Annotated in this window: 17 protein-coding genes; 9 read left to right on the forward strand and 8 right to left on the reverse strand. The window is 73.2% G+C overall.

Going from position 1 to position 23418, the window contains the following annotated elements:
* Nucleotides 1-58 precede the first annotated feature (58 nt).
* Nucleotides 59-1255 (reverse strand): hypothetical protein, encoded by a 1197-nt coding sequence (locus ACTFTM_RS09000; RefSeq protein ID WP_449565355.1) that lies wholly within the window; start codon nt 1253-1255, stop codon nt 59-61.
* 347 nt (nt 1256-1602) lie between these two features.
* Between ACTFTM_RS09000 and ACTFTM_RS09005 the strand changes: the two genes are divergently transcribed.
* Both ACTFTM_RS09005 and ACTFTM_RS09010 read left to right on the forward strand, forming a co-directional pair.
* Entirely contained in the window at nt 1603-3459 is a 1857-nt protein-coding gene (locus ACTFTM_RS09005) for a hypothetical protein (protein WP_449566583.1), read from the forward strand.
* Nucleotides 3459-5249, forward strand: coding sequence for a hypothetical protein (locus ACTFTM_RS09010; protein WP_449565356.1), 1791 nt, complete (start codon nt 3459-3461; stop codon nt 5247-5249). The genes ACTFTM_RS09005 and ACTFTM_RS09010 overlap by 1 nt, the downstream gene beginning before the upstream one ends.
* Here ACTFTM_RS09010 and ACTFTM_RS09015 read toward each other — a convergent pair whose 3' ends face one another.
* On the reverse strand, nt 5250-7076 hold the full coding sequence (locus tag ACTFTM_RS09015; RefSeq protein WP_449565357.1) for a hypothetical protein: 1827 nt from the start codon (nt 7074-7076) through the stop codon (nt 5250-5252).
* A gap of 146 nt (nt 7077-7222) precedes the next feature.
* Here ACTFTM_RS09015 and ACTFTM_RS09020 point away from each other — a divergent pair, with 146 nt between their 5' ends.
* The 5 genes from ACTFTM_RS09020 (at nt 7223) to ACTFTM_RS09040 (ending at nt 12295) form a co-directional block, all read left to right on the forward strand.
* The gene (locus ACTFTM_RS09020; protein ID WP_449565358.1) at nt 7223-8503 is read left to right on the forward strand and encodes an outer membrane protein assembly factor BamB family protein; all 1281 of its coding nucleotides are present in this window, start codon (nt 7223-7225) and stop codon (nt 8501-8503) included.
* On the forward strand, nt 8500-9786 hold the full coding sequence (locus ACTFTM_RS09025) for an outer membrane protein assembly factor BamB family protein (RefSeq protein WP_449565359.1): 1287 nt from the start codon (nt 8500-8502) through the stop codon (nt 9784-9786). The genes ACTFTM_RS09020 and ACTFTM_RS09025 overlap by 4 nt, the downstream gene beginning before the upstream one ends.
* A gap of 85 nt (nt 9787-9871) precedes the next feature.
* The gene (locus ACTFTM_RS09030; protein WP_355053305.1) at nt 9872-10540 is read left to right on the forward strand and encodes a response regulator transcription factor; all 669 of its coding nucleotides are present in this window, start codon (nt 9872-9874) and stop codon (nt 10538-10540) included.
* Nucleotides 10537-11718 carry a sensor histidine kinase gene (locus tag ACTFTM_RS09035; RefSeq protein ID WP_449565360.1) on the forward strand — a complete coding sequence of 394 codons (1182 nt, stop codon included), beginning with the start codon at nt 10537-10539 and terminating at the stop codon, nt 11716-11718. Before ACTFTM_RS09030 ends, ACTFTM_RS09035 begins: the two co-directional genes overlap by 4 nt.
* 169 nt (nt 11719-11887) lie before the next feature.
* Nucleotides 11888-12295 carry a VOC family protein gene (locus ACTFTM_RS09040; protein WP_449565361.1) on the forward strand — a complete coding sequence of 136 codons (408 nt, stop codon included), beginning with the start codon at nt 11888-11890 and terminating at the stop codon, nt 12293-12295.
* 58 nt (nt 12296-12353) lie between these two features.
* Here the strand turns inward: ACTFTM_RS09040 and ACTFTM_RS09045 are convergent, their stop codons facing one another.
* The 5 genes from ACTFTM_RS09045 to ACTFTM_RS09065 form a co-directional block, all read right to left on the reverse strand.
* Nucleotides 12354-14336, reverse strand: coding sequence for a M36 family metallopeptidase (locus tag ACTFTM_RS09045; RefSeq protein WP_449565362.1), 1983 nt, complete (start codon nt 14334-14336; stop codon nt 12354-12356).
* Nucleotides 14337-14480: 144 nt separating this feature from the next.
* Nucleotides 14481-15275: a hypothetical protein gene (locus tag ACTFTM_RS09050; RefSeq protein WP_449565363.1), complete on the reverse strand. Its 795-nt coding sequence runs from the start codon at nt 15273-15275 to the stop codon at nt 14481-14483.
* Nucleotides 15276-15441: 166 nt separating this feature from the next.
* Nucleotides 15442-17538 carry a 3-hydroxyacyl-CoA dehydrogenase NAD-binding domain-containing protein gene (locus ACTFTM_RS09055; protein ID WP_449566584.1) on the reverse strand — a complete coding sequence of 699 codons (2097 nt, stop codon included), beginning with the start codon at nt 17536-17538 and terminating at the stop codon, nt 15442-15444.
* A gap of 20 nt (nt 17539-17558) precedes the next feature.
* Nucleotides 17559-18752, reverse strand: a complete 1194-nt coding sequence (locus tag ACTFTM_RS09060) for a thiolase family protein (protein WP_449565364.1) — start codon at nt 18750-18752, stop codon at nt 17559-17561.
* 297 nt (nt 18753-19049) lie between these two features.
* Entirely contained in the window at nt 19050-20375 is a 1326-nt protein-coding gene (locus ACTFTM_RS09065) for a ribonuclease D (RefSeq protein ID WP_449565365.1), read from the reverse strand.
* A gap of 183 nt (nt 20376-20558) precedes the next feature.
* Here ACTFTM_RS09065 and ACTFTM_RS09070 point away from each other — a divergent pair, with 183 nt between their 5' ends.
* Both ACTFTM_RS09070 and ACTFTM_RS09075 read left to right on the forward strand, forming a co-directional pair.
* Nucleotides 20559-21794, forward strand: a complete 1236-nt coding sequence (locus ACTFTM_RS09070; protein ID WP_449565366.1) for a trypsin-like peptidase domain-containing protein — start codon at nt 20559-20561, stop codon at nt 21792-21794.
* 137 nt (nt 21795-21931) lie between these two features.
* Entirely contained in the window at nt 21932-22777 is an 846-nt protein-coding gene (locus ACTFTM_RS09075) for a hypothetical protein (protein WP_449565367.1), read from the forward strand.
* A 31-nt stretch (nt 22778-22808) separates the two neighbouring features.
* Here the strand turns inward: ACTFTM_RS09075 and ACTFTM_RS09080 are convergent, their stop codons facing one another.
* Nucleotides 22809-23381 carry a DUF3000 domain-containing protein gene (locus tag ACTFTM_RS09080; protein ID WP_449565368.1) on the reverse strand — a complete coding sequence of 191 codons (573 nt, stop codon included), beginning with the start codon at nt 23379-23381 and terminating at the stop codon, nt 22809-22811.
* Nucleotides 23382-23418 lie beyond the last annotated feature (37 nt).

The following is a 23418-nucleotide window of genomic DNA, read 5'->3' on the forward strand; positions in this document are numbered from 1 at the left end:
AAGTCCATGATCGACCGGGTGGGGTGGGGTGGGGGGCGGGGTGGGGGTGGGGGTGGGGTTAGCGGCGGGGGCTTACTGAGCGGTAGTGGGTTTTGTCGGTGTTGGCGAGGCTGTAGGTCTGGGTTCGGGACGGCTCCGGCACGACCACCAGGCCGGGGCGTTCCACCAGCAGCGGGGTGCCGGGCGGTACCGAGAGCGAGCTGTCCCGGGTGGCCCGCCAACTGAGCACCAGCAGCGGTTGGTTGGGGATCGGAAGCTGGTACGTCTGCAACGGAGTGGCCCGGTCGGCCGGCGACACCACCGGCGCGCTCCCGTCCGCCGGCCGGTAGACGACAGCGGTCATCGTGCCGGCGTCGGTGTCCCAACTGAGCTGCTGCAACTCGGCCGGCTCGCCACCGCCGAGGGCCACCTCGCCGAGCGACCGGACCGAGAGCTTCGCCATCGGCCAGGACGTCGGTACCGACTTCGGCGCGTCCCGGTCGCCGATCCGGCGCGGAATGCTGCCGAACGGGCCCCGCTCGCCGGCCAGCACGCAGGTGTCCAGGCCGGTGAGCGCCCGCCGGCCGGCGCCGGACTCGTCCCGGACCAGTGGATAACGCGGGTCGGTCGTGCCGGTGCCCAGGTCGAGCAGGCGGTCGGCGGCCCGGCCGCGGGGCAGTGACTCGGTGGCGCGCAGCGTCGCCGTCACGCCGACAGCCATGCAGGCCGGCACGTCGACCGGCGCGCTGAGGCCGTCGGTGACGGCCAACGCCCGCCCCTGCGGCCCGAGCAACTGCTGCACGCGGGCCGAGACCAGGTAGCGCCGGCCGCCGGCCGTCTGCACCGGCAGCACGTCGGAGTAGACCAGGTAGCCGGGGTCGGTGTACTCGGTGGCGCGGGCGATCCGGTACCGGCCGCCGTCGGCCGTGAGCTGGAGCAGCCAGGACGCGCTCTCGCCCGGCACGTCGGCCGCGACCAGGGCCACCGGGGCGCCGTCGACGCGTCCGGAGAAGAGGATGCCGGACGACGGCAGGTGCGCCCGGTCGTCGTCCGGTGACCGCCAGTCGCGCACCGCCTCGGTGACCGCCGTCGTCGCCGCGGCGTCGCCGGACAGATCGCCCCGCGGCGGCCACACGGCCAGCGTGCCGTCGAGGCTGTCGTACCCCACGCGCAGATCGCGAGGCGCGCGGTCCGCGACGGGACCGCATGCGGTGCTGACCAACAACGCCGTCAGCAGGACGGCGAGCGTCCTGCCGTGCCGGCGGCCCGGAGTCACCTGATCCGCCCCCGATCGCCTCGCCGTCGCTGTCGGAAAGCGCCATAGTACGAGATGTCCGACGCCACGCCGCCGCTGGCCGGTTCCTCGTCCACCACAATGGACATCACCGGGGCTTTAGTGCCTTTTTGCCGCTCGGGTAGACTCCGCCGACTGTGACGCCTGCCGAGTCCCGCGCCCTCGTTTCCCGGGCCAGGTCCGTCGGGGCGCCCGGCGATTCCGCCGCTCCGGCCGACCGGGTCGACACCGCCCCGGCCATCCCGACCTCGACCGCACCCGAAACGACAGCGCCGGTTTCGGCCCCGCCCGAGGAGGCCGACCCGTCGCGGGTCGCGCCGCACGGGGCCGTGCCGGACCAGGCAGCGCCGGACCAGGACGAGGCTGCTCCGGACGCGACTGTGTCGGAGACCACCGCGCCGGACGGGACGGTTCCGGCGTCCGAACCGAGTCGGCGCGGTTGGGCCCGCTGGACCCCGCGTCGGCAGCACCTGGCCGTCGGCGCGCTGTTCCTGCTCGCCGCCGTCTGGGTGACCAGCCGGATCTGGCTGGACCCGGCCGGCCGGGTGGCGTCGCTCTACACCGGTGACCCGGCTCAGGTGCAGTTCTTCCTCGCCCACTCGGTACGGGTGGTGCTGCACGGCGAGTACCCGTTCTACACCGAGCAGTTCAACTACCCCGACGGCGTCAACCTGATGGCCAACACGGCGGTGCTGGCGCTGGGCATCCCGATGGTGCCGGTGACCCTGCTGTTCGGCCCGGCGGTGTCCTTCGTCGTGCTGGTGACGCTCGGCCTTGCCGGCACCGCCATGGCCTGGTACGTGGTGCTCCGCCGCCACATCGTGCGTACGCCGCTCGCGGCGGCCGTCGGCGGCTGGTTCTGCGGCTTCTCCCCGGCGATGCTCTCGCACGCGAGTTGGCACCCGAACATCATCAGCCAGTTCCTGCTGCCGTTCATCGTCTGGCGGGTCCTGGTGCTGACCCGCTCGCGCCGGCCGGTCCGTCACGGCCTCCTGCTGGCGGTGCTCGTCACCGCACAGGCGTTCATCAACGAGGAGATCCTGCTCTTCACGGCGCTGGCCTGCGGGATCTTCCTGCTCGCGGTGGTGGTCCAGGAGCCGGCCCGCTGGCGGGCCGCGTGGCGACCGCTGGCCGCCGGGCTGGCCGCCTGCGCGCTGCTGGCCGGGGCGCTGCTGGCGTACCCCCTGTACGTGCAGTTCGCCGGGCCGATGGCGTACCACGGGCTCAGTGACGCGGTGCAGGACTACGGCAACGACATCGCCGCCTTCTTCGCGCCCGGCTCGGCCACCCTCGGCGGCAACCAGCGGGCCAACGTCAACCTCGCGCCGAACTACTCGGAGGAGAACGCCTTCTTCGGCTGGAGCCTGTCGATGCTCGCCGTCGGCGTCGTGGTCTGGCTGCGTCGGGAGATGATCGTCCGGGCGCTCGCGGCGACCGGCGCGTTCTTCGCCCTGCTCTCGCTCGGCGAGCAGATCTCCTGGTGGGACCGGGACCTGATCACCGGGCCGTGGGAGCTGCTGGTGCACCTGCCCCTGCTGGACGCGGTGGTGCCGACCCGGTTCGGTCTGATCACCACGGTGGTCATCGGTCTGCTGCTCGCGATCGCCGTCGAGCGGGCCTGGGCGCTGCGGCCGGCCGACCGGCGTACCGTCCGGACGCTCACCGCCGCCGGCCTGGCGTTCGCGCTGCTACCGATCGCTCCGATGCCGCTGCGGATGGTCTCCCGGCCGCCCGTGCCGGAGTTCATCACCGCCGACCGGTGGCGGGCGTACGTCGGGCCGGACCAGACGCTCGTGCCGATCCCGGTGCCCAGCATGGGCAACACGCACGGCATGCGCTGGGCGGCGGCCACCAACCTCGACTTCAAGATCCCGGGTGGCTACTTCCTCGCCCCCCGCAACGGCAACACCGGTGACCCGGGCCGGTTCGGCGGCCGGCCCAGCGGGGTGGGCCAACTGCTGGAGGAGGTGGCCACCACCGGTCGTACCTCCAAACTGGACGACCGGCAGCGCCGGCGCTTCACGGACGAGCTGCGGCACTGGCGGGCGGCGATCCTCGTGCTCCCGATCCGCCAACAGAACGCCGAGCCGCTGCGCCGTACCGTCGAGGAGCTGGTCGGTCCCGGCCGCCAGGAACTGGACGTCTGGGTGTGGGATGTCCGGACGTTGACCGACCGCTCGGTCTGATGATCACGGGAACGGCGCGGTCGACGACGACGGCCGATTCCCCGGCCGCGCGCCCGCCACGGGCGGCGTGGCTGCCGGACGCGCTGGTGGTCGCCGGCTACCTGGCGCTGGCCACGCTGTTGACCAGCGCGCAGTGGGGTCACCCGCAGCGGCTGTTCCACCAGGCCGGTGACCAGGTGCTCTTCGAGTGGATGCTGGCCCACGCGGCGCACACCGTGGTCGCGGGGGAGAACCCGCTCTTCAGCGCCGCCCTGAACGCGCCGTACGGCGTCAACCTGATGGCGAACACCTCGGTGCTCGGGCTGGGCGTCCCGCTGACCCCGGTCACGTTGCTGTTCGGCTCGCAGGTGGCGTTCTGCGTGGCGGTGGTCGGCTGCCTCGCCGGCACCGCCACGGCCTGGTACGCGCTGCTGCGTCGTCGACTCGTCTCCGCCCGCTCCGCGGCGGCGCTCGGCGGGCTGGTCTGCGGGTTCGCCCCCGGCATGGTCGCCCAGGCCGGCGCGCACCTGCACGTGGCCGCCCAGTTCCTGCTGCCGGCGATCCTCGCCCTGGTGTTCCGTCCGGACGCCCGTTCCGCAGGGGTGTGGCGGCCCGGGGTCGTCCTCGGGCTGCTGCTCGTCTGGCAGGTCTTCATCGGCGAGGAGGTGCTGGTCTTCCTGGTGCTCGCCGCCGGGGTCTTCGCGCTGGGCTACGCCCTGGCCGACCGGGCCGCTGCCCGTCGTCTCGCGCCGGCCCTGTGCGGTCGGCTCGCGGTGGCGGCCGTGGTGGGCGCGGTGCTGTTGGCGTACCCGCTGTGGTTCCAGTTCCACGGACCGCAGCACTACACCGGGATGGCGTTCGCCGCGCACGGCTTCCAGCTCGACGCGGCGTCGTTCACCGCGTCGGCCCGGCAGACCGTCCTCGGGGACGACTGGCTGCCGGGCCTGCTCTCGCCGAACCCGACGGAGGAGAACTCGTTCTTCGGCCCCGGGCTGCTGGTCCTCGTGGTCGTGGTCGTGGTCTGGCTGTGGCGACGACCGCTGGTCCGCGCGCTGGCCGGCTGCGGTGTGGTCTTCGCCCTGCTGTCGCTCGGCACCGACCTGCGGCTGGACGGCAGCGCCACCGGGATCCCGGGCCCGTACCGGCTCGTCGCCGGGCTGCCGCTGCTCGACCTCGCGGTGCCGGCCCGGTTCGCGCTGGTCTGCGTGCCCGTGCTCGGCGTCCTGGTGGCGCTCTTCGTGGACCGCGTCGCCGGGGCCCGCCGGACGGCCGTGCCGGGACTGCCGGTGCGGCTGGTGTGGGTGCCGGCGGTGGCCGCCGCGCTGCTGCCCCTGACGCCGACACCGATCCGGGTCGTTCCCGTCCCGCCCGTGCCGGCCTTCGTCGCCGCTGACGGTTGGCGACCGCTGGTGCCGCCCGGGCGGACCGTGGTGGCGGTGCCCCCGGTCACCGGCGCCGCGCTGAGCCCGGTCATGTTCTGGTCGGCGCGTACCGGGCTGTCGTTCGACGCCCCGGGCGGGTACTTCATCGGGCCCAGCGGGCCGGACGACCCGGCGGCCCGCTGGGGCGCCCCGGACCGGCCCACCGCCGTGCTGCTGCGGCGGGTCGCCGAGACCGGCGCGACACCGGTGCTGAGCGCGGCCGACCGCCGCCAGGCCGTCGAGGATCTGCGGCACTGGCGAGCGGCGGTCGTGGTGCTCGGTCGGTTGCCGAACGGCGACGCCGTCCGGCGGACCGTCGACGACCTGCTCGGCGCGGGCCGCCCGGTCGACGGCGGGTGGATGTGGGACGTACGGCCCCTCGTCGGTTGATCAGCCCACCAGGGCGCGGACGTCCCAGATCCAGACGTCGTCGACCCGCTGCGGCGGCCCGAGCAGCGCGGTGACCAGCTCGCGCAGCACCGCCTCACGCGGGTGGGCGCCGAGCACCACCACCGACGCCCGCCAGAACCGCAGGTCCTCGACGGCCTGCCGCCGGTTCTCGTCGGTGAGGACCGGGACGGCGCCCTTGTCCATGGTGGAGTAGATGAGGCTGCTGGTCGGTCGGTTCGGCGCGCCGAAGACACCCTCGCCCAGCTCGTTCGGGCCGATGAAGTAGCCGCCCGGAATGGGGAACTCCTGCCCCGTCAGGGCACTCCAGCGCAGCGTCGGCAGACCGTGCACGTTGCTCGGGATCGGCACCGGCACGAGGGTCCGGCCCGCCGGCACGTACGGCCGCCAGCCGCCCGCCGTGATGAAGTGCGGCGGCGGGTCGATCTGCTGTGCGGGCAGCGGCCGGGGGAACAGTGGCAGCAGGGCGAGGGCGACCGCCGCGTACCCCAGGGGGCGCAGCCACCGTCGGCGCGGGGCGACCGGCGCGGTGGCCGGCTCCCCGGCGCGCGGGGCCGGCGCGACGCCCGCGCGGGCCTGGCGGGACGCCGCCTCGCAGAACAGCGCCAGCAGTACGCCCACCGCGGCGGCGACCACCAGGGCCAGCCGGGTCGGCATCATCATCTCGACCAGCGGCAGGTCGTCCGACACGTAGGACCACGGGCCGGGGATGTCGGTCTCCACGCCGTCGAAACGCACCCACGGCCCGATCGAGGCCACGGTGAACACCACGACGAGCACCGCGACGATCCGGGCGGCCAGCGAGCGGCGGACGAGCAGCACCAGAGCCACCAGCGAGACCAGCACCAGCGGCCAGCCGAACCAGGTGTTCTGCTCGGTCAGCCCGATCGTCTTCTCCACCTCCGGGTTACCCGCCCAGGTGTCCCGGGCGAAGGTCACGAAGGCGACCAGGTCCTCGCCCCAGTTGTGGAAGACGCCACCCTGGAGGCCCCGGTAGGACTGGGGGCCGTCGAACTGGAACCAGATCGGGTACGCCGTGAGCGTCAGGGCCACCCCACCGGCCACGCCCAGCCCGGCCGCGAACGTCCCGGCCATGGCGCGGATCGCCCGGGGTCGCTGCACCGCGTACGCCAGCACGACGACCAGGCAGGCCAGCGCGGTGAGCAGCAGCATCTCCTCGTTGATGAAGATCTGGTACGCCACCAGCGCGCCGAGCACCAGCCCGTTGCGCCGCCACCGGCCCGGCTCGCCGAGGCGCAGCACCCGCACCACGATCAGCGGTAGCAGGAAGTTGGAGACGAAGTTGGGCTGGCCGTTGGCGTGGTGGATGATGCCCGGCGCGAAGCCGAGGAAGGCCCCGCCCACGAAGGCCGCCGCCCGCGAGCGCACCAGGTGCCGCGAGAGCATCCAGTACGCGGTGCCGGCGGTGGCGGCCAGGGCCCCGCCCAGGTAGAGGGCGTACATCACCTGCGGGCCGAGCAGCATGGTGAGCGGGGCCAGCGGCAGCGTCACCCCGAGCAGCGAGGTGTTGGCCATCATGTTCACCCCGTCCGGGGCGTTCTGCCGGGCCGTGAACAGCGGGTTCTCCAGGTGCCGCACCGAGTACGCGCCGTGCGCGAACAGCCACTCGAACCAACTGTGGTCGGTGGGCAGGTGCGACGAGACCCGGCCGGTCACGTCCCCCCAGTAGTTGAGGCAGACGAAGACGCCCAGCAGCACATAGGCTCCGAGGGCCAGCAGGTCGGCTCGGGCCGGACGGCGTCGAGGCCGCCGTGTCGGCTCGACCTGGTCCGACGCGGGCTCGGTCACGGAATTCAGCGAGGGGTCTACCACCGGCACAGCCACGACGCGCCATCGTACAGGCGAGGATGCGTCGCTTTTGCCGGGCCGGTGCGCCCACGGCCGGTTTGCCGGGTCACACCCGGTCGGTTGCGCCGGCGATGGAGGGACGGTCGTTGTCGATCATCGAGCTGGGCGAGATCCGGGACGAGCCCTCGTCGTTGCCGCCACCGGCCCGCCCACCGCGCGCCGCCGGCCGCCCCCTGCGCAGCGTGGCCGTGCTGCTGCTGGCTCTCGTCACCCTCGCCGGCGCGACACCGGTCCGGCAACGCATCGTCACGTCGGTGCCGACCGCGCCGGGCGCTTCGGCGTACCTCACCGAGGACGGCGTCGTGGTGGTCGACGCGTCCACGCCCAACGGCGACCGGTACCTGAGCGTCTACGACCAGGCCGGGCCGACGGGCGGGGACGGCGTACGGCGTCGCTGGCGGGCGCCGCTGGACCGCAGCGGTGACTACGTGACCGTGTGGATCCAACGCGGAATGCTGCTGGCGGTGGGCGTCAACGTCGCGAGCGGTGTGTTGGAGACCACCGCCTTCGACGCCGAGACGGGCCAGCGGCGCTGGCGTCAACCGGGGATCGCCCAGCGGGCCACCGACGGGGGCATGCTCCTCGCCAACGACACGGGCGACGGGCTGGGCACGGTGAGTCGGGTGGCACCCGACACCGGTCGACTCCTGTGGTCGGTGCCCGTGCCGTTCGGCGGCACCGAATTCCACCGCCGGGACGGGCAGGTCGACCAGGTGGTGTTCGTCCAGCCGACCGGCGAGGTGCAGGTGCACGACGCCGACACCGGAGACCTGCTGCACAGCGTCGACACGTTGCCCGGTGACCGCTCGGCGTTCCAGCGGCTGCAGGTGGTGGACGACCTGGTGCTGCTCGTTCCGCCCGGCAGCACCGAGCTGGTCGCCTTCCGGCTGCCCGCGATGCAGCGGGTCTGGACGTCCCCGGCGTCGCTGGTCGCCTGGGCGGTCCCGTGCGCCGATCTGCTGTGTACGGTCCAGCAGACCGGTGGTATCCAGACCATCGACCCCGCCACCGGCGTCGTCCGCTGGTCCGATTCGGGACCGGACACGCTCGTGGACGTCCGGCGGGACCGGCTGCTGGTGGCCGCGTCCGAGCAGCGGTACGCGGTGCGCGACGCGCGGACCGGGCGGGAACGTGCCGAGCTGGGCCGGTGGCAGCTCGTGGACCAGGTACGCCGCGAGGACACGCTGCTCGGCGTACGCCCGACGCCCGACGGCCGGCTCGTCGTCGCCGAGTTGGACCTCGACGCCGGGCGGACGCGGATCCTGGACGTCCTGCCGGGCGTGGTGGGCGGGTGTCAGGCGGCGCGGCTCGTCCTGCTCTGCCGACGGCTCGACGGCTCGACGGCCCTCTGGAGGTTGTCCCGGTGACCGACGCGGTGATCGACCTCGGGGAGCTGCGGCACGGACCGGACCCCGATCCGCTGCCCCGCCCACCGTCGGGGCGGGGACGCCGGACCCGCGCCGCGCTCGTCGCGCTGCTGGTGCTCGTCGGCCTCGCCACGTCGACGCCGTATCCGCGGCGCGTGGGTACGACGTTACCGGCCACCGCCGGCGCCGACGCGGTCCTCTTCGACGACGTCGTCTTCCTCGTCGAGCCGATCGGGGCGACGCGGCAGCGGACGCTGACCGCCACCCGACTGCCCGGGGGCACGCCGGCCTGGCGCACGTCGCTGCCGGCCGAGGGCCGGTACTGGGGTGTCGCACGGTACGGGGACACGCTGCTGGCCATCGGGTACGAGACCGGTTCGGAGGGCGCCGGGACGCTCACGATCGCGCTGGATCCCCGGACCGGCGCGTACCGCTGGCAGCAACCGGGAAGGCCCATCCTCCTGCCCGACGGCGCGATCCTGTTGTGGTCCACCGAGAACGAGGCCGTGGGCGCCCTGCGCGCCGTCGACGCGTGCTGCGGCACCGTGCGCTGGCAGGCGTCCGTCGAGGCGGGTGCCGACCTCACCCCGCGCGACGGCGAGCGATGGGTGGACCGGTTGGTGCTCCTGCGCGGGAACGGGCAGTTCGAGGTCCGCGATGCGACCACCGGAACGGTGCGGGCCCGCGCCAACCTGCCCGTGCCTCCCGGTGGAACACCCCGCGTCATGCAGGTGGTGGACGACCTGCTGGTCACCGTCGACGGATCACCGTCCGTCATGACGGCGTACGGCTTGGACCACCTGGACCGGCGTTGGCAGATCCCTGCCGTCGGGGAGACGTACGTCTCCGCCTGCGGCGTCCTCCTGTGCCTGCAGAGCCAGTCCGGCGGGATGCGGACGGTCGACGCCGCGACAGGTGAGCCACGATGGGCCGACGACCGCTGGGGTTGGGTCTGGCCGTACGCCGACCGATTGCTGGCCACCGAGGTGAGCAGCGCCGGGCCGGGAGCGGAGGATCTCGTCGTCCTCGATCCGCCGACCGGTCGGGTGCTGGCGAGGCTGGGTCGCTGGGAGATCGTCCGGTACGACGTCGACAAACCGCTGATCGGCGTACGCCGCCACCCCGACGGCGGCCTGGTCGTCGCCGAGTTGGACGTCCGCAGCGGCACGGTGCGCGTCCTGGACGTGCTGCGCGACGCCGCCGGGGACTGCCGGGCCGCCGCCGGCCTGCTGCTCTGCCGCCGTCGGGACGCCGCGTTCGGGGTGTGGCGGTTGCCCCGCTGACCGTCGGCGGGTCCCGGCGGTCGGCGAGGGAGGATGGTTGCCCGCCGGCACTAGGTTGTCGGTGGTCAGCAGCGAGGAGGCCGGCATGCGGGTACTGGTGGTGGAGGACGAGCGCAACCTCGCCGACGCGATCGCGCGCGGGTTACGCAAGCGGGGCATGGCGGTCGACGTGGCGTACGACGGCGACGCCGGCCATGAGGCGGCGTTCGTCACCCGGTACGACGTGGTGGTGCTCGACCGTGACCTGCCCGGCGTGCACGGCGACCAGATCTGCGCCGACCTCGCCGCCTCCGGTGCGTTGACCCGCGTGCTCATGCTGACGGCGAGCGGCACGGTGGCCGACCGGGTGGAGGGGCTGCAACTCGGCGCGGACGACTACCTGCCCAAGCCGTTCGCGTTCGACGAGTTGGTCGCCCGGGTGCAGGCGCTGGGCCGGCGGGCCACCCCGGCCGCGCCGCCGGTGCTCGAACTGGCCGACCTGGTGCTGGACCCGGCCCGCCGGGTCGCCACCCGCGCCGGTGTGCCGGTGGACCTGACCAACAAGGAGTTCGGCGTGCTCAGCGAGCTGCTCAAGGCCCGTGGCGCGGTGGTGTCCAGCGAGGAGCTGTTGGAGCGGGTCTGGGACGCCAACACCGACCCGTTCACCACGATCGTCCGGGTGACCGTCATGACCTTGCGGAAGAAGCTCGGCGATCCGCCGTTGATCGAGACGGTGGTGGGGGCGGGTTACCGCACGGCCGAGGTGCTGCCGTGAGCCGGCCGGGGCGGCTGCGGCCCACCCTACGGTTGCGGTTGACGCTGCTCAACGGCGTGCTGCTGGTCGGCGCGGGCGCGATCCTGGTGGTGTTGGCCTGGCTGCTGGTCCGTGACGCGCTGCGGCCCACCGATGAGCTGCTGCCCGGCACGACCGTGTTGCTCTCCGACGGCGGCAGGATGGACGCGGCCCAGTGGCAGCGCGAACTCGTCGACGCCGCCTCCGGGGAGCTGCTGGCCAAGGGGCTGGTCGCGCTGTTGGCGATCAGCGTGGTGGGGGTCGCCGGCGCGTACGCGGTGGCCGGCCGGGCGCTGCGACCCCTGCACCAGGTCACCGCGACCGCCCAACGGCTCGGCGAGGCGACCCTGGACCAGCGCATCGGCTACTCGGGCGCGGACGACGAGGTGGCCGAGCTGGCGAAGACGTTCGACGCGATGCTGGACCGGATCGCGTCCGCGTTCGAGGCGCAGAGGCGTTTCGTGGCGAACGCCTCGCACGAGCTGCGTACCCCGCTCGCCGTCATGCGGACCGAGATCGACGTGACGCTCAGCGACGACGACGCGGACGCCGCCGAGTACCGCCGGATGGCGACCGTGGTCCGGGACGCCTCGGAGCGGGCGAACGGCCTGGTGGACGCGCTGCTGGTGCTGGCCCGCAGCGAGGCCCAGGCCGGCGGGCGGCTGGGGCGGCGCAGCGAGTGCGACCTGGCGACGGGCACCGCCAACGCGCTGTCCGCGATGCGCCGCGAGGTCGAGCGGATCGGCCTGCGGGTACAGACGTCACTTCAGGCCGCGCCGGTGATCGGTGACCCGGGGCTGCTCGACCGGTTGGCCGGCAACCTGATCGAGAACGCCGTCCGCTACAACCACCTGCACGGGCGGCTCTGGGTACGGACGGGCACCGACGGCGACCGCTCGTGGCTGGTGGTCGGCAACACCGGTTTCGAGGTGGACCAGGCCGACGTGCCCGGGCTGTTCGAGCCGTTCCGGCGCGGCGGCCGGGAGCGTACCGGCGCGCGCGGCTCCGGCCTGGGGTTGTCCATCGTCCGCGCGGTCTGCCAGGCGCACGGCGGTACGGTCCGGGTGGTCGCCCAGCCCGGCGGTGGCCTGGAGGTGACCGTCACCCTGCCGGCGGTGGACGCCCCGGCGGTGCCCGGTCCGGTGGCCATCAGCGGGTGAGAATGCGGTTGCGCGCATCCCCGGACGCCGGCAGGATCGCCGCGTCAGCCCGAGACGAGAGGGGGTGCGTCGATGTCCACCAAGCATGACTCCGCGCCCCGGGTCCGCGTCGGCTGAGGGTCCCGGAGGCGACGTTCCCCGTGCCACGCCACTCTCGTGGAGGACCACTGTGAGTTCGACGATCCACAACATCAGCTTCGACTGTCGCGACACGTACGCCCTGGCCGGCTTCTGGTCGCAGGTCTTCGACTGCCCCATGCAGCCGGACGACCTTCCCGGCGACCCGGAGGCGATGCTGCTGCCGCCGGGTGGCCCGGAGGTGCTGTTCATCGCCGTGCCCGAGGGCAAGGCCGTGAAGAACCGGCTGCACCTGGACCTGGAGCCCGCCGACCGGACCCGGGGCGAGGAGGTCGAGCGGCTGCTCGGCATCGGCGCGGTGCATGTCGCCGACCAGATCCGGCCGGACGGCTCCGGCTGGGTCGTGCTCGCCGACCCGGAGGGCAACGAGTTCTGCGTGCTGCGCAGCGCCGCCGAGCGGGCGGCGACACCGGCGGGGCCGGACATCCCGGCAGCCTAGGGCCCGGGTACGGCGGGACGCCGCAGTCGTGACGTCCCGCCGTACCCACGCTGGCGCGTCAGCGCCGGGGCACCGAGAAGTCCTCGGTCGGAGTGGTGTCGCCGGCGCCGTCCGTACTCGCGTGCACGCCCATGCCGCGGGCGGCGAAGACCCGCCAGATGTCCCGCTGCCCGCGGCCGTGGTTCACGACCCGGTCGGCGAGCAGGATCGCGTCCCGCATGTCCAGGTAGGACGGGTCCGCCGGGGAGAGTTCCATCGCACGGGTGACCAGGGAACGGGCCAGGCGGCTGCCGATCGCGGCGCGCAGGTCCCAGAGGGTCTGCGCCCAGATCTCACCGTCGGCGTGGATCTCCGGCTCGGTGGTGCCCGGTACGGTCGACGAGTTGCGGATCCTGCCGTAGTCGCCGTAGGTGTAGCCGCCCGAGCCCGCAGCGGGGTTGCCGGCGCACACCTGCTCGGTGCTGCCCACCGGGCAGTCCATCGCCTCGCTGCGCACCGAACGGCCGCCCAGGATGTAGTCGCCCTCGCGCACGTCACCGTCGACGGCGTCGTCCCGCTCGAGACCGCTGTCGACCAGGTAGTCCAGGCCGTACCAGTCGCTCCACGCCTCGTACATCGCCTGCGCCTGGGCGCTGATCAGCGTCGAGTTGCCGCTGGCGTCGACCACCAGTCGGTCGGACAGTCCGTGGGTGTACTCGTGGTAGAGGATGTCCGCGGTGTCTCCCGAGTTGCCGGCGAGAACGCTTGCCGACTTGACGAACAGGTACATCTGCATGCGCGGCGCCATGCCGTCCGGCGGGGTGGTCATGTTGGCGTTGTTGTCGTGGTCGCTGTCCGGCAGACCGTTGGCGGTGTCCGCGCCGTCCATCGCCTCGGCGACCACCGCGTCACCGTCGACCGCCTCGAAGTTGCCGGCTGCCCGGGTGAAACCGATCGGTGCGGATGCGAGGTGGTCGTGCCAGGTGCCCAGGAAGGAGAAGAGCTGCGCCGCGTTCTGCTCGCGGTTGGTCTGCCAGGAGTACGGCACCGCCGGATTCCACGAGCACTGCCGCTGCGCCGAACACGGGGCGCCGACCTGGTCGGAGAAGTTCGTGAACGGGAAATCGAAGCTGCTCGCGGCGTTCGGCGTGACCTCTTCCGACGCCTGCGCGACGTTGTCGGCGTTCACGTCGGAGTAGACGTGCCCGACGTTGCCCTCCAGCCTGGTCGCGTTCGACGGCAACCACCTGGTCAGGTCGACCGTGCGCTGGGTTCCGCCGACCGGGGCGCCCGGGTAGTTCTGCCACGTCGTCGCGTGGTGGTTGGCCACCATGCTCCGCTGGAAGAGGACGCCGCCGTCGGCCGCGTCCACCACGCTCAGGTAGCCCCCGTCCATGTCGATCACCTCCCACGCCAGTCTCGGGCCGGTCTTCGTGTTGAAGACGACCTGGCGGGAGCGACCGCCGTCGGAGAAGGTCGCGGACGAGGTGGTCCGGGAGCGCACGGTCGCGGCCGTCGTGCCCGACACGGCGCGTACCGCGGCCTGGTGGGCGGCGACGGCGTCGACGCGCGCCGCACCGAGCGTGGCGGGCAGCCCGGCCAGCGGCACGCCGTCGACCGCGACCAGCCGGCCGTCCCTGGCGATGTGCACCTTGAGGCCGTTGCCGACGACGTCGACCCCGTTCACGCGCTGCACGAAGCTCAGGTGGTGGGTGCCCTCAATGTCGACGTAGTCCTTGCGCAGCCGCAGGGCGGCGATCTCGGCGGCGGTCAGGCCGACGACCGAGCGGTGGGCCGCCAGATAGTCGCGGGCGATCCGCTCGGGAGCGGCAGCGCTCGTCCCGGTCAGGTAACCGTCGAGCCGAGCCAGCCGCCGCAGCGTCGCGGTGTCGCGGTCGATCTCGACGATGCCCTCGGCGCCGAGACTCGCCCGCAGCGCGTTCGCCGCCTCGGCGACCCTGGCACCGGGGGGAGCGGCCTGCGCGTCGATCGGCAGCAGCGCGGACGCGAGCAGGACGCCCGCCGCCGCGGCGACACCGCGTCGGATGATTGTTGAGCCCACTGTCGTACTCCAATACTCATGCAGGCATCAATGACGCGACAGACGCTAAGCGTCCGTAATGGACATCCACTTGATCAGCGATCAACACGACGGAGGGGCCCCGGCCACCCGAGGGTGGCCGGGGCCCGGTCGTACATTTCTTCTTCAGGAGCGCTGTTCGATCTGACCCCGGACGCCGACGAACTCCGCCTTGGCCTCGTCGGCGGTCTTGAAGTACATGACCACCAGGCCCACGCTGCCCCGGTCGGCCCAGACGCAGACGCCGAGCGGCACGCTCTCGGCCTTGCCGTCGCCGCAGCGCGCGTCGCCGCCCAGCGGCCCCGCCTCGACCGCCGCCATGTTGGTCACCGACAGCTCGCTGGAGAGCCCGGTCACCGCCTCGTCCAGTTCCTTCTTCGGGTCGGCCATCACGCCGGACACCGCGGCGATCAGGATGAGGTCCTGCTTGGTCGGATCGCCGTAGAACGCGCCGACCGTGCTGGTCTCGTTCTGCACCTCGGCCTTCATCTGGGTGACCATCTGGTCGGCGACCGTCTGCAACTGCGGGTCGGTGTTCTTCGTCCGCCCGGCGAGGGTGGCCGGCGCGACGACCCGGGTCTTGGCGGCGTCGACGACGTCGCCGACATCGTCCTTGACCGCGAACCAGGTGATCGCCGCGCCGCCGAGGCAGAGCACGAGCACGACGGCCAGCACGATCAGGATGATCTTGCCGACGTTCGACTTCTTCGGCGGCGGACCGGCCAGGTGCGGGCCACCGTAGGGCTGGCCCGGCTGCGGGGGCGGGAAGCCCTGCTGCTGCGGCCACCCGGGCTGCGGCGGGCCGGGCTGCTGCTCCGCTGCCGGCGGCCCCGGCTGGTACGGGGCCGGCTGGCCCGGCTGCTGGGGCGGGGTGGGGGAGTCGTGCGGAGGGCCGAAGGGATTGGCCGGTGGCTGGGACATCAGTCAGCTCCAGGATGGGGTGCGAAACGCGTGATCGTATCCCGGCGAGGCCACCGGTGCGGTACCCGCCAGGTCGCGCCGGTCAGCGCGACCCCAGAAAACGGCCGCGGTGGCCGGTCCGGTCCACGAGGGACGGCCCGGCCACCGCGACGGTGGAGCTGATCGGTCAGGCGGGCAGGCTCGCCGCCCCGCGCGGCAGGAACCGCCGGCCGGTGACCCGCTCGGAGGTGCCGGTCCGGTCCAGGTACGGCGTGACGCCGCCCAGGTGGAACGGCCAGCCGGCGCCCAGGATCATGCACAGGTCGATGTCCTGCGCCTCGGCGACCACGCCCTCGTCCAGCATGAGCCGGATCTCCTGCGCGAGCGCGTCGAGGGCGTTCTGCCGTACCTGCTCGGCGGTGAGCGGTTGGTCGCCGACCACGAGCAGCTTGGCGACCTCGGCGTTGACCTGGTCGTCGACGACGAGCGGCTGACCCGAGTCGGCGATCCGCTTGAGGTTCTCGCTGACGCCGTACCGGTCCGGGTACGCGGCGTGCAGGGTGCCTCCCACGTGGTACGCCACGGCCGGCCCGACGAGCTGGAGCAGGGCGAGCGGCCGCATCGGCAGGCCCAGCGGGTCCAGGGCGCTGTCCGCGACGTCCAGCGGAGTGCCGGCGTCCACGGCCGCGAAAACGGTGCCCAGGAAGCGGGTGAGGAGCCGGTTCACCACGAACGCCGGAGCGTCCTTGACGAGCACGCTCGACTTCTTGAGCTGCTTGCCCACCGCGAACGCGGTGGCCAGAGTGGCGTCGTCGGTGCGCTCGCCCCGGACGATCTCCAACAGCGGCAGCACGGCCACGGGGTTGAAGAAGTGGAAGCCGACCACCCGCTCCGGGTGCTCCAACTCCGCCGCCATCTCGGTGATCGACAGCGAGCTGGTGTTGGTGGCGAGCACCGCCTCCGCCGAGACGATCTTCTCGAGCTCCGCCCACACCTGCTTCTTGACGCCCAGGTCCTCGAAGACCGCCTCGATGACGAAGTCGGCGTCGGCGAAGGCGCTCTTGTCGACCGTTCCGCTGACCAGGCCGTACAGCTTGGCGGCCGTACCCTTGTCCATGCGGCCCTTGGTGACGGCCTTCTCGATCTGGGTGTGCACGTAGCCGACGCCCTTGTCCACCCGGGCCTGGTCGAGGTCGGTCATGACGACCGGCACCTGGAGACGACGGGCGAACAGCAGCGCCAACTGGCTGGCCATCAGGCCGGCCCCGACAATGCCGACCTTGGTGACCGGGCGGGCCAGGCCCTTGTCCGGTGCGCCGGCCGGCCGCTTGGCCCGCCGCTGCACCAGGTCGAACGCGTACAGGCCGCTGCGCAGCTCCTCGGAGAAGACCAGGTCCGCGAGGGCCTCGTCCTCGGCCGCGGTACCGGTGGCGAAGTCGGCGTCCTTCGCCGTCTCCAACAGGTCCAACGCCTTGTAGGCGGCCGGAACCGCGCCGTGCAGCCGCTGGTTCAGCGTCTCCCGGGCGAAGTAGAGCACGCCCGCCCACATGTCCTTGTCGACCTCGGGCCGGGTCACCGTGACCTGGCCGCGCACGACACCGGCGGCCCATTCGAGCGAGCGCTCCAGGAAGTCGGCCGGTTCCAGCAGCACGTCCGCGATGCCCATCTCGGCGGCCTGCTTCGGCTTGAGCATCTTGTTCTGCATCAGCGGGTTCTGGATGATCACCTGCGTGGCGGCGGGGATGCCGATCAGGTTCGGCAGCAGTTGCGTTCCACCCCAGCCGGGCACCAGGCCGAGGGAGACCTCGGGCAGGGCCAGCGCGGCCGCGCCGCCGGAGAGCGTCCGGTAGTGGCAGTGCAGTGCCAGCTCCAGGCCGCCACCCATGGCCGCGCCGTTGACGAACGCGAACGTGGGCACGGCGCTGTCCTTGAGGCGGGCGAAGACCCGGTGGCCGAGCCGGCCGATCTCCAGCGCCTGCGCGCGGTCGGCGAGCTGCGGCAGGCCGACGATGTCCGCGCCAACGCAGAAGATGTACGGCTTGCCGGTGACCGCGATGAACGCCGGGTCGGCGGCGAGCGCGGCGCTGATCGCCTCGTCCAGGCTCGCCAGGCCGGCCGGGCCGAAGGTGTTCGGCTTGGTGTGGTCGAAGCCGTTGTCCAGGGTGATCAGCGCGGCGGGCCGGTCCAGCCCCGGCACGTTCACCTGACGCAGGAGCGCCTTCGTGACGACCTCGTTCGCTGCCTGCACAGTGCCACCTTCGGTTCGCGACTGCGGGGCTCGCAGGCCCGGCTCACTCCTCGCGCTCACTTGTCACCCTCCCAGTTCGGGTTCTCCCAGATGACCGTGCCGCCCATGCCGATGCCGATGCACATGGCGGTGAGGCCGTAGCGGACCTCGGGGTGCTCGGCGAACTGGCGGGCCAGCTGCGTCATCAGCCGTACGCCGGACGAGGCGAGTGGGTGGCCGATGGCGATCGCGCCGCCCCACGGGTTGACCCGCGGGTCGTCGTCGGCGATGCCGAAGTGGTCGAGGAAGGCGAGCACCTGCACGGCGAACGCCTCGTTCAGCTCGAAGAGGCCGATGTCGTCGATGCTGAGCCCGGCCAGACGCAGGGCCTTCTCCGTCGACGGGATCGGGCCGACGCCCATCACCTCGGGCTCCACCCCGACGAAGCCGAACGACACCAGCCGCATGGCGACCGGCAGGCCCAGCTCGCGGGCGGTGGCCTCGTCGGCGAGCAGGCTCGCGGTGGCGCCGTCGTTCAGGCCGGCCGCGTTGCCCGCGGTGACCTTGCCGTGCGGGCGGAACGGGGTTTTGAGGGTGGCGAGCTTCTCCATCGAGGTGTCCCGGGGCGCCTCGTCCACGGCTGCCAGGCCCCAGGCGCCCTCGGCGTCGCGGACGGACATCGACACCAGGTCGTCCTGGAGCTTGCCGTTGGCGTACGCCTTGGCGGTCTTCTGCTGCGAGGCGAGCGCGAACGCGTCGGTGCGCTCCTTGGTGATGTGCGGGACCAGGTCGTGCAGGTTCTCCGCGGTCGCGCCCATGACCAGCGCGGACGGGTCGACAAGCTTTTCGGCGATGATGCGCGGGTTGGGGTCGACGCCCTCACCCATCGGGTGGCGGCCCATGTGCTCGACACCGCCGGCGATGGCGACGTCGTACGCGCCCATGGCGATGCCGCTGGCCACGGTCGTCACGGCGGTCATCGCGCCGGCGCACATCCGGTCGATGGCGAAGCCGGGGACGGTCTTCGGCAGCCCGGCCAGCAGAGCGGCGGTGCGGCCGATGGTGAGGCCCTGGTCGCCGATCTGGGTGGTGGCGGCGATGGCGACCTCCTCGACCCGCTCCGGCGGGAGCTGCGGGTTGCGGCGCAGCAGTTCCCGGATGCAGCGGATCACCAGGTCGTCGGCGCGGGTGTTGGCGTACATGCCACCCGCCTTGCCGAATGGGGTACGGACGCCGTCGACGAAGACGACATCCCGAACTTCACGGGGCACTTGAGCCTCCTACTCGACCACAGTTCGGCCTCCGCGCCGCTGGGCGGCGCTCCGGACCGAACGGGGGTCGGCCGGGCGGGGCACGTCACCCGGAATGCTACTCGTCAGTAACCAACCCCGTCCCGACGCCCCGCTGTGGCCCACCCCACAACCCATCCCGACCCCGCCGCCCCCACCGGCGCGCCCCGCCGCCCCGCCGGCCCGTTGATCATGAAGTTGTTGTCACGACACGCCGAGGCCGGTGGCAACAACTTCATGATCAACGGCGGCGTAGGCGCCGTTCGGGGGCCGGAGGGGTCAGGGGATCGGGTTGGGCGCCAGGGCCTCGGTGAGTTCTGCGCCGAGCAGCCCGATCTGCCACTCCCGGGCGTTGAAGCCGCGTAGCGCCTCTGCCACGGTGGCCTCGGTGATCTCCTCCGGCGGACTCCAGGCCAGGCGGCGTACCGAATCCGGGGTGATCAGGTTTTCCGGAGGCAGGTTGTGCTCGCCCGCGATCCGGACCACCACCTCCCGGCAGCGGGCCAGGCGACCGGCCGCCACCGGGTCCCGCTCGGCCCACCGGTGCGGTGGGGGCGGGCCCTCCACCGTCGGGGTGACCGGCAGGGCGTCGTCCGGCAACTCCCGGGCGTCATCGAGGGCGGCCAGCCAGGTGCGGGCCAGCCGGCGGACCGATCGGCCGCCGAAACCGGGCAGCGTCAGCAGCGTCTTCTCGTCCTTCGGGTCCAGCTCGGCCGCCGCGACGATGGCCGAGTCGGGCAGCACCCGGCCGGGCGCGGCGTCCCGCCGGGCGGCGATCTGGTCCCGGGCGTACCAGAGTGAGCGGACCCGGGCCTGAGCCCGCGCCCCCCGTACGCGGTGGATGCCGGATGTGCGCCGCCACGGCTCCGCGCGCACCCGGGGCGGCCGCGCGCCGGTACGGACCAGGGCGGCGAACTCCTCGGCGGCCCAGGCCGACTTGCCCTGCCGCGCCAGTTCCGCGTCGAGCGCGTCGCGCAGATCGGTGAGCATCTCCACGTCGAGCGCGGCGTAGGTCAGCCACGACTCGGGCAACGGGCGACTCGACCAGTCGGCCGCCGAGTGGTGCTTCTCCAGGGTGAAACCGAGTAGCTGCTCGGTCAGCGCGGCCAGGCCGACCCGCTCGAACCCGGCCAGCCGAGCGGCCAGTTCCGTGTCGAAGAGCCGGCGTGGACGCAGGCCCACCTCGGCCAGACACGGCAGATCCTGGCTGGCCGCGTGGAGCACCCACTCGGCCTCGCCGATCACCGCGTCCAGCGCGCTGAGGTCGGGCAGCGGCAGCGGGTCGATGAGCGCCGTGCCGGAGCCCGCGCGGCGTAGCTGCACGAGGTACGCGCGCTGGCTGTAGCGGTAGCCCGAGGCGCGCTCGGCATCCAGGGCAACCGGGCCGGTGCCCGCCGCGAACCGGGCCACGACCTCGGCGAGTTCGGCCGGGGTGGCCACCGGTTCGGGGGTGCCGTCACGCGGGGCGGTCAGCGGAACGGGCCCACCGTCGGTCGGGTCGGGCCCCTCGCCCGCCGGCTGCGGCTGGGCCGACGGCGGGTGCTGGGGTGCGGTGCCCGGAGGTTCTGCGGTGGGCCGACGGCGCAGGGGTGGTTCGTCGATCACCTGCCAACCCTAGTGCGCGCGCCGATCCCGCGTGCGCAGCCGGTCCGGCGTGTGTCGGTCAGGTGTCCGCAAGGTGTCCTTTCGGATGCAGGACATCGGGGGAGACAAAGCCCGTTCGCGCAGGTACGGTCCATCGAGCCGTAGGCCCCGATCGGGTGACAACCGGGACGACGGCCGCACGGGGTGACCACGGGGAAGGGCAAGACGATCATGACGGCTGGTTTCGGTGCGGGCGACGGGCGACCGATGGACGCCGACCCGGACGGCATGAGCGGTTCAGCCGCCGAACGGCCCGGTCCGCTGCCCCCGCGCATCGAACCGCATCCACCGGTCGGCGCCACCTGGTCGGCCACGCCGGGCGGCACCGAGCAACCCACGGCCGTGCCGGCGCCCCGTGCCGGATGGTCGACGCCGCCCCACAACGGGCAGTGGGGCCAGGGTCCGGCTCCGGCCGGTGCGCCCGTCGCCACCGGCCACGGCGCAGCCGTCCCCTACCCGGCGGGGCCGGTGCCGTACGCCCCGGCCGCTCCCGCGTCGTACGGCGGGGGCTACCCGCCCGCCGGTGACCTGGCCGGCACGCCGCCGTACCCGGCCGGTCAGCCCGGCTGGCCGGGGGTCACCCCGCCGCCCGTCCGACCCACCCGACGCCGCTGGCCGGTCGTGCTGGCCACGGTGCTCGTGGTCGCGCTGGCCGCCGTGGCCGGCGTGCAGGCGTACCAGATCGACCGGCTCGGTGACCGGCTCGCCGCCACCGACAGTCGGCTGGCGCAGGCCCAGGCCGGCGACGGCGCCCGCCTCGACGGCCTGGAGAAGCGCGCGGACGCCCTGGAGAAGCAGGCCGGTGCCGCGTTCAACCCCGAGGCGGTGGCGAGCGCGGTGCTGCCCAGCGTGTTCCGGGTACGGGCCGGGCAGTTCACCGGCAGCGCCTTCGCGGTGGGCAAGCCGGCGGCCGGCGGCGGCACCAACCTGTTCACCAACTTCCACGTGGTCGAGTCGGTGTGGGAGGGCGGCGGACGCGAGGTCTTCCTGGAGCGCACGGACCAGCGTTTCCCGGCCACCATCGTCAAGGTCGACAAGACCAACGACGTGGCGCACCTGCGTACCACCGGCAAGTTCACCGGCCTGGTCACCGCGCCCACGGCCGTGAAGTCCGGCCAGCAGATCGTCGTCGTCGGCGCTCCGCTCGGCCTGGAGGACAGCGTCACCACCGGTGTGGTGAGCGCGTTGCGCGCCGCCCAGGGTGGCTCCGGACCGGCCATCCAGTTCGACGCGCCAATCAACCCCGGCAACTCCGGCGGCCCGGTGATCAACGGCAGCAAGCAGGTGGTCGGCATCGCCACCGCCAAGGCACGCGATGCCGAGGGCATCGGGCTGGCCGTACCGATCAAGGTCGCCTGCGACGGTTTCAAGATCTGCTAGCGGCCCCGGCCGCTCGCGCCACCCACGGCCCTTCCGGCCGTCTCCCACCCCGTCCGGGTCCTCGGCCCTGGCGATCCTGTCGCTGCATCCGGTCCGTCGCGCCCTGAGCGGAGGACCTGCTCACCTGGAGGAAGAACATGTCCCAGCCACCGACCGGCCCCGAGGGTCTCCCGCACGCCACCCCGACGCCGCCGACCGCCGGCCCGACGGCCGGTTCGCCCGACGCCGACGCGACGGTCCCGCACGCGGCGGTGCCTCAGCCGTCCGGCGCCGAACCGACCGCGCAGTACCCGACGGGTCAGCCCGCCCCGCAGCAGTACGCCCCGGGTCAGCCCATGCCGCCGCAGCAGTACGCCCCGGGCCAGGCCGCCCCGCAGTACGCCGCCGGCCAGACGTCGGCCTACCCGGCCAGCGCCCCGCCGTACGCCGGGCAGCCCATGTCGGCGCCGCCGGTCTCCGGCCCGGCGTACGGCCAGCCGATGTCGGCGCCGCCGGTCTCCGGTCCCGCGTACGGGCAGCCGATGTCGGGTCCGCCCGGTATGCCGCCGTACGGCGCCGCGCCAGCCCCCCGGCGCGGTCGTGCCGTGCTGGTGCTGGCCCTGGTGGCCACGCTGCTCTTTCTCGTCAGCGGGGTGATGACCGGGCTGTTCGTGACCAAGAACAACGAGCTGAACCGGACCGAGAAGCGCCTCAACGCCCAGGTCAGCCAGCGTGACGGCACCATCGCGGCGAACACCACCGAGATCGGCCGGCTCAAGACCGAACTTCAGGTCATGCAGGACAAGCTCGACAACACCGAGCAGGACCTGACCGGTACCCGGAACGACCGTGACGAGCAGGCCCGGCAGAAGAAGGTCATCGCGAGTTGCCTGGACAAGCTGACCACCGCGCTGGGCGCGGCGGCGGCCGGTAACAAGGGTCAGTACGACGCGGCGATGAAGGGCCTCGACAAGGTCTGCGACGAGGCGGAGAACTACCTCTGATCCGTCGCGCCGCCCGCCGTCACGCCAGTCCTCAGGCGGTGGCGGCCGGGCGGCGGTCGGCGAGCGCGGTGACCCCGGGTGGGGGCAGACCGGCCGTCGACGCGAGCAGGGCGCACCAGCCGAGCAGGTGGGGCGCGAGGTTGTCGTCGACGGGTGTCCAGGAGGCGCGGATCTCGATGTCGCCGGCGGTCGGCGGGCCGGCCAGGTCACCGAACCGGGTCGACATGGTCTGGGTGACCGTCCCGCCGATCGCGCGGTGACCGGCGTCCTGGGTGTCCAGGGCGTCGGTCAGCCACGTCCAGCCGACACCGGGCAGCAGCGGGTCGGCGGCCAGGTCGACCTCCAACTCGGCCGTCACGTAGGTGACCAGTCGCAGGGTGCCCTGCCACGCCTCGTGCCCGGCCGGGTCGTGCAGCAGGATCAGCCGGCCGGTGGCGACCTCGTCGCCGTCGCGCAGCACCGTCGCGGAGAGCGCGAACGTGTACGGCGCGAGCCGTTGGGGCGCGCCGACCTCCTCGAGGGTGATCTCCGGCCGGGGCGCCGGCGACCGCAGCCCGGCGACCGCGCGGGCGAAGGTCTCCGGGAGCGCGATCGGGGGGGCCATGTCGGCAGCCTATGCCGCCGTGGGGCCGGCCGCTTCG

Source organism: Micromonospora sp. RB23, from assembly GCF_053585025.1.